Here is a 14,573-nt window from a genome sequence, read left to right as displayed (position 1 = left end):
TTTATTCAACAAGTGAAGGGCTTCTCTTAAATTTAGAGAAGTCCTATTTTGGTTTAAGCAAATATTGTACTTTTTAAGAAATACTAATGAATAATTTATATATTTTTAATAAATGATGTATGAATTATATAATAATATATGGCTGATTTCCTAGGGGTCATGTATATTTTAGTATAGGTGAAGCTAAAAGTTTATGTCTTAAACTCAATATAAATTTACCTAAAATATTTAAGATCACCTATTTTCTGTAAACAATAATATTAAGCATTACTACATGGAATTCCATCAAAGGAGAGACGAACAGAGTGAAATACAAAAAAAGAATAGGCTTGAAGAGGAATCCTTGCCAATTCAAAAGGAGCAAGAGGAAGCTTCAGAAGAGGATGTAGGTTTAGAAGATTTTGCTTTTAATGAAGATGCTCCAGATTCTTCTTCGCAGGAAGAAATGAAGGACAAAGAGGATTCAGATGACTCTATCTCTCTATTTGATCACTGGGGTACTGATGCAGCAGAAGAATCAGATACTGAAGAGAAAGATGAATCTGCTAAGTCCGAAAAAGAAGTAGCAGATACATCAACTTCAGTAGAAGAGGCTGCTGCCAAAGAAGAGCAAGATTCTAATGAGGAGATCTCCATTTTTGATGAATGGGGCACCAGTGAACAAGAGGATCAATCAGAGGTAGAAGAAGTAAAAGAAGAACAAGAAAATGCTGAAAGTAAGGATGAAACATCTAGAGCAGATGTAGAAAAAGATGAAGATAGCAACGAAGTATTATTTGCTACCTTAGAGGAGGAGACAGAAGATAAGCAGGAACTAACTGCTGAAATGTCATCTGAAGAAAAAGAAGTTCAAGCTAAACATGAACCAGAAGAGAGTATCGAAAAGAAAGATGAAGAGCCAAAAGCTTCGGAAGAAAATAAATCTCTTAACGATGTGGCTTTCTTTGATAGACCGTTTGAAGTTTCGGATAAAGAAAAACCTATTTTTGACGAACAGAAAGATGTATCATCTGGATTTAAACCATCAATAGAAGAAGATATAAAAGTTAAGCTGCCGGATCCAACACCACCCGTAAAACCACCGATATCGATTACTGAAGAGAGACCCTCCTTTCTTCAGCGTTCAAAAAAATGGATCATTGGTCTGGCAGCCAGCTTAGTGCTGATCGGTGGGGGAGCATTTGGATTTAGTAAGTTTTCAAAAACCGAGTATTATTTACAAGAAGTTCAACCATTGTTTAAAGGATATAATGTACAACTGACAGCAGGTCAGAAAAAATATGATTTAGACTTAAAGAAAATTGGCTTTGATGGGGAAAATTACGCAACGATTGATAAAAAGCAGTTAGCAGCATGGCTGGATGGTATTCGCAAAGAGTTGGATCGCCCAGCAGTGAATGCGACATTTAAAGATAAAAAAGCGAATACGGGAATTAATCCAGATAAAACAGGTAGCTTAGTGGATACCAAACAAGTTGCGGATTGGTTTAAGGAAGGAAATATTAAGAAACTATATAATCGTCCGAAGGAAATCCCCATGGTTGAAGATAAACCAGCTTTAACAGTTGCTGACCTAAAAAATATGAACAAAAAGCTGGGAACCTATGATACCGTTTTAGGTGGCTCAACGGGAGCGCGTGTAAAGAATATTCGAATCGCTTCCAATACAATTGATGATTTTGTGTTAAAACCAGGGCAAACATTTTCATGGAATGGATATGTTGGAGATACCACAGCCGATAAGGGATATTTGCCAGCTGGGGTTATCGTAAATGGAAAAATGGCAACGGGCTATGGTGGAGGCATCTGCCAAGTATCCACAACGCTATACCAAGCAGTAAAAAACAAACTAACGATTGTGGAACGTAGACCTCATAGTAAACCAGTTGGCTATGTACCATTAGGTCAAGATGCAACGATTGCTTATGATTATACGGATTTAAAATTTGCCAATCCTTATGATAAGCCAGTTTTGATTAAAGCAGATGCTTCAGGTCCGGATGTGGTTGTATCTGTTTATACGATTCCTGGTGCTAAAAAATTAACCAAAGATGAATTAGCAGAACTAAACAGTCCAAAAGCTAAAACCGAATCGTTTACCAAACTTCTTTTAGGATATGATCCGTTAGAGGAAAAAATCAAACAAGATATGAAGAAAAAAGGTAAAAACAAACATGAAGATGATATGATGGATGTGCCTATGGATCCACAAAAATCAGATGATGCAAATAGCTTATAATCATATGAAGCCTGTTGTATAACAAAAGGGGATCAATCAAAAGTTTTTAATCCCAACTTTTCATTTAAAGTGAAGCGAAATATAAGAAGCCCGTACCACTATCGATGTGATACGGGCATTATTTTAGGAGTAACTTATTTAGTCCTACTATTTTGATTCATCCCTTTTTACAACAAAGCCAAATTAGCAAGATAACACTGGTGAACATTTTGTAAATTTTTCCTAACAGATGTATGAATTATACAAGAATAGCTAAGATTTCAGTGGCTGATTTCTTTTGAATCATGTATATTTTAACATATATATAGTTAATGGATATTTATTTATAACAAATAACATAACCAGTTTGAAGTAAGAAGATAAGCATCTACTACATGAATTTTTGTTTATACTTGCTTGTTGTTACTTAATTAAATACAGCTAAGGATTGTAAAATATATCCATATTTGGATATAAATTTACTTGATTCATTTGAAATAATCCACTTACTCCCTGTAGATAACAGCAACAAGCAGTTTCATATGAGATTACATCAAAGGAGAGAAGAACAGAGTGGAAGACAAAAAAAAGAATATGCTTGGGGAGGAAAATCTTCCAGATCAAGAGGAGCAAGAGAAAGCTTCAGAAGAGGATGTAGGTTTAGAAGGTTTTGCTTTTAATGAAGATGCTCCAGATTCTTCTTCGCAGGAAGAAATGAAGGACAAAGAGGATTCAGATGACTCTATCTCTCTATTTGATCACTGGGGTACTGATGCAGCAGAAGAATCAGATACTGAAGAGAAAGATGAATCCGCTAAGTCCGAAAAAGAAGTAGCAGATACATCAACTTCAGTAGAAGAGGCTGCTGCCAAAGAAGAGCAAGATTCTAATGAGGAGATCTCCATTTTTGATGAGTGGGGCACCAGTGAACAAGAGGATCAATCAGAGGTAGAAGAAGTAAAAGAAGAACAAGAAAATGCTGAAAGTAAGGATGAAACATCTAGAGCAGATGTAGAAAAAGATGAAGATAGCAACGAAGTATTATTTGCTACCTTAGAGGAGGAGACAGAAGATAAGCAGGAACTAACTGCTGAAATGTCATCTGAAGAAAAAGAAGTTCAAGCTAAACATGAACCAGAAGAGAGTATCGAAAAGAAAGATGAAGAGCCAAAAGCTTCGGAAGAAAATAAATCTCTTAACGATGTGGCTTTCTTTGATAGACCGTTTGAAGTTTCGGATAAAGAAAAACCTATTTTTGACGAACAGAAAGATGTATCATCTGGATTTAAACCATCAATAGAAGAAGATATAAAAGTTAAGCTGCCGGATCCAACACCACCCGTAAAACCACCGATATCGATTACTGAAGAGAGACCCTCCTTTCTTCAGCGTTCAAAAAAATGGATCATTGGTCTGGCAGCCAGCTTAGTGCTGATCGGTGGGGGAGCATTTGGATTTAGTAAGTTTTCAAAAACCGAGTATTATTTACAAGAAGTTCAACCATTGTTTAAAGGATATAATGTACAACTGACAGCAGGTCAGAAAAAATATGATTTAGACTTAAAGAAAATTGGCTTTGATGGGGAAAATTACGCAACGATTGATAAAAAGCAGTTAGCAGCATGGCTGGATGGTATTCGCAAAGAGTTGGATCGCCCAGCAGTGAATGCGACATTTAAAGATAAAAAAGCGAATACGGGAATTAATCCAGATAAAACAGGTAGCTTAGTGGATACCAAACAAGTTGCGGATTGGTTTAAGGAAGGAAATATTAAGAAACTATATAATCGTCCGAAGGAAATCCCCATGGTTGAAGATAAACCAGCTTTAACAGTTGCTGACCTAAAAAATATGAACAAAAAGCTGGGAACCTATGATACCGTTTTAGGTGGCTCAACGGGAGCGCGTGTAAAGAATATTCGAATCGCTTCCAATACAATTGATGATTTTGTGTTAAAACCAGGGCAAACATTTTCATGGAATGGATATGTTGGAGATACCACAGCCGATAAGGGATATTTGCCAGCTGGGGTTATCGTAAATGGAAAAATGGCAACGGGCTATGGTGGAGGCATCTGCCAAGTATCCACAACGCTATACCAAGCAGTAAAAAACAAACTAACGATTGTGGAACGTAGACCTCATAGTAAACCAGTTGGCTATGTACCATTAGGCGAAGATGCAACAATTGCTTATGATTATACGGATTTAAAATTTGCCAATCCTTATGATAAGCCAGTTTTGATTAAAGCAGATGCTTCAGGTCCGGATGTGGTTGTATCTGTTTATACGATTCCTGGTGCTAAAAAATTAACCAAAGATGAATTAGCAGAACTAAACAGTCAAAAAGTTAAAACCGAATCATTTACCAAACTTCTTTTAGGATATGATCCGTTAGAGGAAAAAATCAAACAAGATATGAAGAAAAAAGGTAAAAACAAACATGAAGATGATATGATGGATGTGCCTATGGATCCACAAAAATCAGATGATGCAAATAGCTTATAATCATATGAAGTCCTAATGTATAAAAAAAAAGCTTCTCACTTTATGTAAGTAAGTGAGAAGCTTTTTTTTCTAATGGGATTGACAACTATAAGAGTGAAACGGTAGAAGGAAAACTGCAAAAAGAAAACGATGTTTACAGCGCTAATTAAGGAAACTTTTTATATATTATCTAACAAGTATATGAATTATTTATAATTAAACTAAATTTAAGTAGAGCTTTTGATACGAATCGTGTATATTGTAAGAGCTGAAGTTTTGGAGTTGAAGCTTGAGATATACTAGGGGGTTAAATTTAGTGAAAAAGATATTAGGGATCTTGGTTATAGCCCTGGGCGTAATAGGAGGGCTTATTTTTTACTTCGTTAGTGATAAGGAAAAAACAGAAGCTGTCTCCGAATCTGTTAAAGAAACAGTCGGCCTTGGTCCAGAACACTCCATCAAGCTAAAATCAGACGATAAAACATTTACTTTGGATTTATCAAAAGTTGGTTATGATGGTAAAGATACTTCAACTATTAATAAAAAAGAAGTTGAGAAATGGATAGAAGAAAAAGTAAAAAAAGAAGTGGAACAGCGTCCTAAAAATGCGAAAATGGATAAAATTGGATCACCTATTGCTCCTGAGCAAAGAGGCCGTGTGATGGATCCCAAAAAGATAGATGAATGGTTAAGTGATTTAAAACCATTAATTAATAAAACGACAGAGATTCCTCTTGTTGATAAAGACCCATTAGTGACAGCAGAAGATCTTAAAAACGTAGATAAAAAGAAAATTGCTAGTTATGTTACCTACTTTGATAGTCAGAATACAAATCGGAACACGAATATTCGTTTAGCAGCAGAAGCCATGGATAAAATCGTCGTGAATCCTGGAGAGAAATTTTCCTTTAATAAGGAAACAGGTCCACATGATGCTGCCCATGGTTATAAGCCAGCTACAGTGATTGTTAAAGGAGAGTTTACCCAAGGAATTGGTGGAGGAATTTGTCAAGTTTCTTCTACTTTATATAATAGTGCAGATAGAGCAGGATTAAGAATTACTAGATTACAGCATCATAGTAAAGGTGTTACCTATGTTCCACCAAATAGAGATGCAACAGTTTCAGATGGTGGACCGGATTTTGAGTTTAAGAATAATTATAAAAAACCTATCGCAATTCGGGTTGTAATGAAAGAGACTTCGATCACTGTTCATATTTATAGCGTTCCTGAGTTAGAACCGAATAAACGGATTGTTCCTGATGCCCCTAATAAAGCACAAATTAAGCAGGAGAAAGTAAAAGATCCTACTAAACCTAACGCAAACTTACCGAAGGATGATAAAATCAACAATAATGATCCAGATAAAAAAGACCAAAATCAAGATGCTCAAAATCCAAGTCAACCAAACCAAGATCCTCAAAAACCAACGGAGCCCAATCAAGATATAAAACCGGTAGATCAAGATCCAAATGGGCAAAAATCTACCAATCCTTAAGTATGATGTGAAAAACTGTTGTATAACGAGCGATTATAAGTAAGCGAATATCTTAAATGCAAAATAGAACCACCTAGTGTGTACTGGGTGGTTCTTCTATATTTTTAATAGATACGGTATGATAGAGGTTGTTCTATCCATATGCTTTTCCCGATATAGCTCCGATTCAAAAATAATCAGTTATAAGGGCTTTTAGGTGTTTTTGGTATTGTAGTTATACAAAGGGTAGGTGCTAGATAATGAGGATTTTACTTGAAGAGATTCCTTTTACTCCCCATTTAGAAAGAGTTTTTGCAAAAGTCTATCAGTCATGTCCTTATGCTTTTTGGTTAGATGGAAATTTACTTGTAAAAGGAATGAGCCGTTACTCTTTTATGGGGGCTAATCCTCGTTTTCTAGTCAAAATAAATAAAGGAGTAACACAAATTACTTTTTCAAATCGTCGTCATCAAACTTTATCGATAAATCCATTTTTAGCATTACAAAAGATATTGGATGATTATAAAGTAGATAGTCAGTATGATTTTATTCCATTTCTTGGGGGGATGATTGGCTATCTTGGTTATGAAATGAAACAATATGCAGATAAAATTTCTAATCAGTCCAATGAATTCTTTAGTCTGCCAGAAGCTTGGTGGATGTTTGTTGATCAGGTTCTAATTCATGATCACATCGAACAGAAAACATGGTTAAGCTATTTGGTAATAGATGAACAACCAGAAATAGCACAATATAATATGAAAAGAGAAATTGAGCGAATAAGAGGGGCTTCTGAACAGGTATTACCCGAATTACCATTATGTTCACCCCAAATCAATATGGACGATATTTCGTTTTTAGCAAAAGAGACTAAACAAAGTTATATAAAAAAAGTAAATAAAATTAAGTCCTATATTGCTCAGGGGGATATTTATCAAGCCTGTTTTACTTACCCTATTACAACTTCGATTGATGACCCCTTTACTTTATATCGATTATTGCGTCAGATTAATCCTGCACCTTTTTCAAGTTATATACAATTTGGAAATTTATCTATTTTATCAACTTCACCAGAGCGTTTTGTAAAACTGGATAGTAAGCGATGTTTGGAAAGTCGACCTATTAAAGGTACACGTCCTCGTTCTTCCGATGCTAAGCTTGATCAAATTACAATTGAGGATTTAGTATCTAGCGAAAAAGATCGTGCTGAAAATTTAATGATTGTTGATCTTGTACGTAATGACTTTGGTAAGGTGTGTATGACTGGGCAAGTTTGGGTACCCGATTTGCTACAAGTGGAATCTTATGCTACAGTTCATCAACTTGTTTCGACTGTAAGGGGAAAGTTGCTCCCAGAGATAAAAATAATGGAAGCTATTAAAGCCGTATTTCCAGGAGGATCCATGACAGGAGCTCCTAAAATTAGAGCGATGGAATTATTGAACGAACTTGAAAATGAAAGAAGGGGAATTTACTCAGGTGGCTTAGGCTATCTGGACGTACGAGGAAATTTTGATTTGAGCATGGTTATTCGTACGATTATTTGTTGTTCAAGACAAGCTCTATTACATGTAGGTGGAGGAATTGTGACCGATTCAGATCCAGAGAAAGAATACCAAGAGACCAGAGATAAAGCTTATGCTTTAAAAAAAGCGATTTTGCAAGTAAAGAACTCCTATGTACATTAAAAACGTCTTTCTTATTCTGGTTGGCGATTTACCAATTAGCTATTGAAGCTGCCCATAAGGGTAGAACTAAATAAACCCACCCCCAAATGCTTGTAACACGATCTATAGTGGTACAGGCATTTTCTATTTTAAAGTCCGAGAGTCACTTTACTAACTTAACTAGCCATATTTCATCATTCATTTGGTAGAGTCGTGGGAAACCCAATGAATGAAAATTTATGTTTTATAAGAAAAAATGATTGGGAATGATGTTAGTAGGGCTGAAAAGTGGAGAGTGGGATGTGAATGGTAACCAAAGGATGGATGGCATGGGTGTTAAAAGGGGCTACGGTCTTTCATGTATTCACTTTGTTTTGTATTTTTTTTGTCCTAATTAAAGTAACAAGTGGACCTATAGTCCATCGTTTGACTTATATCTATAACAATAAATATTGGGTAGTTTTATCCTGGAGTACTATGATCCTAAGTTTAGTCAGTGTCATGCTTATGTTTACGTACTTGTTAAAGGTTTTAGATACTACTTATCGGATATGGCTACATTGCGCATGGTTTATTTCTATGATTGGAACAGTCGCTGCTTTCATTTTTCATTTAATTCAGGTGATGATTATTCCTACACTCTCAGAGCTATTTTTTTATGCTCCTTCAACCGATTTAATAAAACATATTTTAGACTGGGATCGTATACTAATGAACTTAAGTGAGCTCTTTATTCCACTTTGTTTTTCGATTGCAGGTTTAATTTTTACGTTTGTCATGTTTTATGATCGTGGTTTTACGATATCTTTGTGTTGGTGGTCTTTAGGGTTGTGGGGATTTCTTTTCATTAGTAGTATCAATTTTTCATGGATAAAATATAAAGAATTGTTTGTTTCTGTTATTATTTTACTATATATTCCATGGACTTGGAACGTGAGTAATACGGTCAAATCTCGAGAAAAAAAGGATAAATAGGCTATTGATTAGGTATAATAGGCTGATATTACATGATGAATTCAAAAATATTTCTCTTTACAAATTGCCAACAATCTATTAATATACTAAACTATGTTTAAGCTATTATAAATTGATTCCATGTTATTATATAACAGAGAATTCGGGGGGTAAGTTTGATGCGCCTTCGCTCTTTTCAATTATCCGATATCATAGCCGTGCAACAAATTTGGGCTATGACAGCATCACACAAGAAAGAAAGAGAAACTCTCCGCGTTTTATCAGATCAACTAGCACGGGATCGTGACTTGGTGATTGTGGCTGAAGCAGATCATGGAGAAGTTGTTGGCGCGATTGTTGGTACGATGGATGGCCAGAGTGGATTTTTCTACTGTTTAGCTGTACATCCCGACTATCGAAACCAAAAAATTGGTACGGCACTTGTTAACGCTTTATATGCTCGCTTTCAACGTAAAGGGGTTAAAAGAATTTATATTACTGTCGATGAGGGTACAGAGAATTTAGCCCCATTTTACCAACATTTAGGTTTTAGTAATTGGTGTCATACACGTTATGAAAAGGACTTGTTAGCATTTGGTTGAAATTTCATAAGATTTATGATAAAAAAATCTGCCTACTTAGGTAGATTTTTTATTATGTCTACATGCAGGGGATTTCATCTAAAACCGTGAATATATACTTATTGGAGGGATGTCTATGATTAAATGGAAAAAGGCTTGGTTTTTGGAAAGTGAAAGAATGATTGACCCAAGTCTCCGTTTTGAACTGCAACATATACGTACCCGAAGTGTCGATGCTGAACAAGCATCTATACCTGTTATTGTTCAGTTAAAAGAAGAGACAGATGAACAATTTGTGCATGAACTGTATGAACTATGCGCCGAGAGGTCGTGTAATGCAGTAGACGGTTATTTATCACTTCTCTCTGGATTCTATGGACGGATTCATCCTGAAACAATTCGTAGCTTGTCAGAATATGATCAAGTGGCTCATATTTTCTATGATCGAAAAGTACAGCTCTTTCTAGATGTAGCTAAAAAAACCACTGGCTCTTTAGATGTACAATTACAAAAAGGATTAACGGGTAAAGGTGTTACTATCGTAATCATTGATACAGGTATCCATCCACATAAAGATTTAATTGAGCCCAAAAACCGGATCATAGGGTTTCATGATCTTATCCATGGTAAGAAAGCTCCTTATGATGACCAAGGGCATGGTACACATTGTGCGGGAAGTGCAGCTGGGAATGGTAGACTTTCCCAAGGGCTTTATATGGGAGCAGCTCCTGAAGCTAATTTAGTGGGGATTAAGGCACTTGATGCAGAAGGTGGCGGGAGTTTATCCAATGTGATACGTGGGATTGAATGGTGTGTGAAGAAAAGAGATGAATATGGAATTCGAATTATTTCGTTATCACTGGGATCTCCAGCAACGATGCCATACCGGCAAGATCCTCTAGCACAAGCTGCCGAAAAGGCATGGCATCATGGTATTGTCGTTGTTGCTGCAGCAGGAAATGAAGGTCCTTATGCAGGAACGATTAGTACTCCAGGAAATGATCCAGTGATTATTACTGTTGGAGCAGCAGATGACAAAAATACGAAGTCGCACCAGGATGATGAAATTGCTCCTTTTTCAAGTCGAGGTCCTACGCCAGATGGGCTTGTAAAGCCTGATATATATGCTCCTGGAGCTGATATTTGTTCTCTTAATGTACGAGGGTCAATACTGGATCAACAACTTCCAGAGAATAAGGTTAATGATGACTATATTCGCTTGTCTGGAACATCGATGGCAACACCTTTTCTAGCAGGTGTAATAGCACAATTGCTTGAAGCAAATTCTCAGTTAAGTCCTAACGATATTAAATGCATTTTAACAAATACATCCAAAGAAATTAAGGGAGATCAAGCTGGCTTTATCGATGTAAAAAAAGCAGTGAAGTTAGCTAAACAATATGTAAAATTCCAAAAAAATTTTACCCATCCCTAAAGACTGAAACTTCATAATATATAGTTTATCGGTAATGATTGTATAAATATGAAATTATCATGAATCGATCAAAATTAATGATATTATAAGAAAGTCTATCAATAGAAAGGCGATTTTAAAATAAATTGAACACGACTCAAAAGCTAAATTTAACATACATGGGATTAGGTATTGACATTAAATATGTTTTACTTTAATAATAAAACAAAGTTTATGAAGAACAAACGTGATGATGAAGGCTAGTAAAATAGATTCATTAGTACAGAGAGTAAAACCCTTTGGTTGAGAGGTTTTACCATAATGGCTATTTGAACCCACCTTCGGATACGGCTGATGATAAATCAGAGCGGTTCACCTACGTTACTAGGTGAGTGATTAGAAAGTCACTTACGAGTTGAGTGCATTTTTATGCACTAATAAAGGTGGTACCGCGGAAGGAGCCTCTTTCGTCCTTTGGATGAAAGAGGCTCTTTTTATTTAATTTTATAGGAGGGAATCAACATGATAAAAGATACAAAATTTGTTTTTATGGGTGCTGGTTCGATTACAGAAGCAATTTTATCCGGATTACTTGAAAAAAATAAAATTTTAGGACAAAATATAACTATACTAAATAAAAGTAATTACACTCGATTACAGCATTTAAATCAAACGTATGGGTTAGGTATGCAGTCTGATTTAGCTAAAGTAGTACAAAGGGCAAATATTGTTATGATTGCAGTGAAACCTAAAGATGTTAAAAGTGCGTTACTAAAGTGGAGAGATTTTATTACTGAAAAGCAATTAATTATTTCAGTAGCTGCAGGTGTTTCTACTGAATATTTAGAGGACCTTTTACAAGGGAAAAATGCTGTGATTCGTGCAATGCCAAATACATCATGTGCTGTTGGTCTTTCTGCTACGGCTATTTGTAAAGGTAAGTGGGCAACAGATGAAGATGAAAAAATCGCAGCTGAGATATTTTCGGCAATAGGTATGGTTGTATCTGTCAAAGAAGAAATGATGGATGCAGTCACCGGTTTATCAGGAAGTGGTCCTGCCTATTTTTATTATATGGTGGAGGTATTAGAAAAAGCCGGTATATATGCGGGATTGGAACCTGAAACAGCCCGAGAATTAACTCTACAAACCATTTTGGGAGCTGCTCATATGTTAGTGGAAACAGGGAAAAAGCCTAATGATTTAAGAAAAGAAGTAACTTCTCCAGGAGGTACTACACTCGCAGGTTTAGAAGTATTGTCCAAATATCGAATGGATCAAGCAGTGAAGGAAGCTGTATTACGTGCTAAAGAACGGTCCAGAGAGCTGGGGCAGTTTTTCTAAATCCGGACAAAAGTCCGGTTTTTCTTCACTTGAGTGAATTCAGATTTTTTGTGTTATATGATGATCTTTTTTTGGAAATAAAGTAAATGGATGGAATTTTAGGAGGGAATCATGAAGTCACTTGAAAGAGGAGATATCATTCGAATAAAAAGTGTGAAATTTCCAGATCAAATGCATCGCATTTGGAAGAAGTCTGTTGTACTACAGGCTGAAAATCCGCTCATACTTGCTAACTATGATGTAGAAGTCGTTAATGCTGACGGAAGTGAAGGGATTTTTCAAGGATTGGCGATTTGTATATTTTTTCAAGATGAGTGGTTTAACACTATTTTGCTTTACAATGATCAGGGTAGATTGAAGGAGTATTACATAAATATTGCTTCACCCTATCAATTAGATCAGGAGCACCAGACACTTACTTATATCGACTATGATATTGACTTCATTGTTACTCCTACGCTTGAGTATGTGATTGTTGATGAAGATGAATTCGCTGATCATCAGGAATGCTTCCACTATCCTGACTGTATTGTGAAGAAAATTTCACAAGCAGTTGTTGGCGTGGAAGAACGGATTCGAACACAGCAAGATCCATTCCATCCTGTATTTGCACAGTATTGGTATCAAAGCTATCAATCACTGAAAAGAGGAGATGGACGAATGTAAAATGAAAATCCTGGGGAAGTGGACTTTAGTATTTATGCATGTAACCCTATTTATTTGTTTGGTACAAGAGTATGGTGTTGCTTTTTCGATCGTTAATGGTACTTCCATGCTACCTACAATCCATGATGGGGATCGATTATTCGTCAATAAATTAAGAGTTTTAATAGATTGCCCAAAAATTGGAGATGTAATTACTTTTAAAGATCCTTCACAAATGGATCGTTTTCTGGTAAAAAGAGTAATTGGGGTTTCTGGTGATACTATTCAAATAAAACATGGTGTAGTGTATCGAAATGGAAAAATGGTGTCTGAGCCTTATATTGATACACACATTGAAGATGGGGACTTTGGTCCAATTACTGTCATGCCAAACACTGTGTTTGTGTTGGGAGATAATCGGCACCGATTTGCAAGCAGAGATAGTCGCTACCAGAGTATAGGCTTAGTACCAATTAAATTAATTCATGGAAAAGTTGAATTTATTCTCTGGCGACCATCATTTAGTGCTTTTCTTTAATGAAAGAATGGGATAACAATTCGAAAATTGTTCACAAAAGGTATTTTGCTTATTTGTCAAAATATCGCATAATAGGAAAAGCGCATCCCCTTTTACCATTGTTTACTTTAATTTTCTTGTAATCAAAAGGCCGATTTAAATACCCACAAACTGGGTGATTCGTTCATCATAAACTAATATTTAAACTAGGAGGATTCTAGGATGGACTTACTAACAAAAACACGTCGTATTTCTAAAATCTTACAAAAAAATGTCGGACATCATTTGGTTGACTTTGATGATGTTGCGCAAGTACTTTGTGATGTATTGCACGCAAATATTTATGTTTTAAGCCCAGAAGGAAAAATTTTGGGCATGGCTATTGATCATCAAATCGAAAGTGAACGGATGCAACAGTATTTGCATGATCGTACTTTCCCAGCTGAATACGCAAAACTGTTGATGGAAGTAGACAAAACGATGCCAAACGTAGATGTTGATAGCCCTTATACCGCTTATCCAACTGAAATGAAAGACATTTTCCGTCATGGTTATACTACTTTAGTTCCAGTCATTGGTGGCGGAGACCACTTGGGAATTTTGGTTCTCTCTCGAATCAATGAACCATTTGTTGATGATGACTTGATCTTAGCTGAGTATGGGGCAACAGTTGTAGGTATGGAAATTCTTCGTGAACGTGCTGGTCAAGTTGAGGAGGAAGCACGTAGCCGTGCAGTTGTACAATTAGCGATCAATTCATTATCTTTCAGTGAATTAGAAGCTGCAGAACATATTTTCAATGAATTAGATGGACTTGAAGGTTTACTTGTTGCAAGTAAAATTGCAGACCGTGTTGGTATTACACGTTCGGTTATCGTTAATGCGCTTCGTAAGTTAGAAAGTGCAGGTGTAGTTGAGTCTCGTTCTCTAGGTATGAAAGGAACTTACATCAAAATCCTTAATCTGAAACTACTACCTGCATTAGAAAAAGCTCGTCATTAATATATACCCAATAATAAGCCTGAGAACTCTAATAAATTGAGATCTCAGGCTTATTTATTATAATAAATAATGTCATCATAAATAGGCTAAACAATTAATTATATCATGGCAATATTGAGATTAGTATAAAAATAATGTATAATGTTATATAATATTTATTGCAGTTTATTGAATGAATGCGTTAAATTACTAATCGTGAAAACAGGTAAAGAGATCCAATTATTGAAGGTAGCAATCCCTAGTTTTAGTATAAATAGAATTGAATCT

General features: G+C 35.7%; 11 protein-coding genes. All 11 read left to right on the top strand.

Translation table 11 applies throughout. The features are described from left to right. Positions 1-343: 343 nt before the first annotated feature. The 11 genes from DL897_RS08430 to codY all read left to right on the top strand — a co-directional run bounded on the left by DL897_RS08430 (position 344) and on the right by codY (position 14,306). Positions 344-2,239, top strand: a complete 1,896-nt coding sequence (locus DL897_RS08430) for a VanW family protein (protein ID WP_168188718.1) — start codon at positions 344-346, stop codon at positions 2,237-2,239. Between the two features lie 552 nt (positions 2,240-2,791). Next, the gene (locus DL897_RS08425) at positions 2,792-4,726 is read left to right on the top strand and encodes a VanW family protein (protein ID WP_113658712.1); all 1,935 of its coding nucleotides are present in this window, start codon (positions 2,792-2,794) and stop codon (positions 4,724-4,726) included. 295 nt (positions 4,727-5,021) lie between these two features. Beyond that, positions 5,022-6,203, top strand: coding sequence for a VanW family protein (locus DL897_RS08420; protein ID WP_240627321.1), 1,182 nt, complete (start codon positions 5,022-5,024; stop codon positions 6,201-6,203). Between the two features lie 239 nt (positions 6,204-6,442). Next, entirely contained in the window at positions 6,443-7,870 is a 1,428-nt protein-coding gene (pabB, locus tag DL897_RS08415) for an aminodeoxychorismate synthase component I (RefSeq protein WP_113658711.1), read from the top strand. Between the two features lie 285 nt (positions 7,871-8,155). Beyond that, complete coding sequence (locus DL897_RS08410; protein ID WP_113658710.1) at positions 8,156-8,824, top strand: hypothetical protein; 669 nt, start codon at positions 8,156-8,158, stop codon at positions 8,822-8,824. 158 nt (positions 8,825-8,982) lie between these two features. Beyond that, entirely contained in the window at positions 8,983-9,405 is a 423-nt protein-coding gene (locus DL897_RS08405) for a GNAT family N-acetyltransferase (protein WP_113658709.1), read from the top strand. Between the two features lie 115 nt (positions 9,406-9,520). After that, the gene (locus DL897_RS08400) at positions 9,521-10,819 is read left to right on the top strand and encodes a S8 family peptidase (RefSeq protein WP_113658708.1); all 1,299 of its coding nucleotides are present in this window, start codon (positions 9,521-9,523) and stop codon (positions 10,817-10,819) included. Positions 10,820-11,320: 501 nt separating this feature from the next. Next, positions 11,321-12,142 carry a pyrroline-5-carboxylate reductase gene (gene proC, locus DL897_RS08395; protein WP_113658707.1) on the top strand — a complete coding sequence of 274 codons (822 nt, stop codon included), beginning with the start codon at positions 11,321-11,323 and terminating at the stop codon, positions 12,140-12,142. Positions 12,143-12,253: 111 nt separating this feature from the next. Continuing rightward, positions 12,254-12,808, top strand: a complete 555-nt coding sequence (locus tag DL897_RS08390) for a DUF402 domain-containing protein (RefSeq protein WP_113658706.1) — start codon at positions 12,254-12,256, stop codon at positions 12,806-12,808. 1 nt (position 12,809) lies between these two features. After that, the gene (gene lepB / locus DL897_RS08385) at positions 12,810-13,325 is read left to right on the top strand and encodes a signal peptidase I (RefSeq protein ID WP_168188717.1); all 516 of its coding nucleotides are present in this window, start codon (positions 12,810-12,812) and stop codon (positions 13,323-13,325) included. Between the two features lie 201 nt (positions 13,326-13,526). Continuing rightward, positions 13,527-14,306 carry a GTP-sensing pleiotropic transcriptional regulator CodY gene (codY, locus tag DL897_RS08380; RefSeq protein ID WP_113658704.1) on the top strand — a complete coding sequence of 260 codons (780 nt, stop codon included), beginning with the start codon at positions 13,527-13,529 and terminating at the stop codon, positions 14,304-14,306. Positions 14,307-14,573: the final 267 nt, after the last annotated feature.

The sequence above is a fragment of the Thermoflavimicrobium daqui genome (assembly GCF_003313465.1).
Classification (GTDB): domain Bacteria; phylum Bacillota; class Bacilli; order Thermoactinomycetales; family Thermoactinomycetaceae; genus Thermoflavimicrobium; species Thermoflavimicrobium daqui.
Note: the sequence above shows the minus strand (reverse complement) of the source record. Positions and strands in the feature narration are given on the sequence as shown.

What these genes read in the sequence shown, in the direction of transcription:
- DL897_RS08400 (WP_113658708.1), top strand. Translation starts at nt 9,521, where the DNA reads ATGATTAAATGGAAAAAGGCTTGGTTTTTGGAAAGTGAAAGAATGATT.
- proC (WP_113658707.1), top strand. Translation starts at nt 11,321, where the DNA reads ATGATAAAAGATACAAAATTTGTTTTTATGGGTGCTGGTTCGATTACA.
- codY (WP_113658704.1), top strand. Translation starts at nt 13,527, where the DNA reads ATGGACTTACTAACAAAAACACGTCGTATTTCTAAAATCTTACAAAAA.
- lepB (WP_168188717.1), top strand. Translation starts at nt 12,810, where the DNA reads ATGAAAATCCTGGGGAAGTGGACTTTAGTATTTATGCATGTAACCCTA.
- DL897_RS08410 (WP_113658710.1), top strand. Translation starts at nt 8,156, where the DNA reads ATGGTAACCAAAGGATGGATGGCATGGGTGTTAAAAGGGGCTACGGTC.
- DL897_RS08405 (WP_113658709.1), top strand. Translation starts at nt 8,983, where the DNA reads ATGCGCCTTCGCTCTTTTCAATTATCCGATATCATAGCCGTGCAACAA.
- pabB (WP_113658711.1), top strand. Translation starts at nt 6,443, where the DNA reads ATGAGGATTTTACTTGAAGAGATTCCTTTTACTCCCCATTTAGAAAGA.
- DL897_RS08390 (WP_113658706.1), top strand. Translation starts at nt 12,254, where the DNA reads ATGAAGTCACTTGAAAGAGGAGATATCATTCGAATAAAAAGTGTGAAA.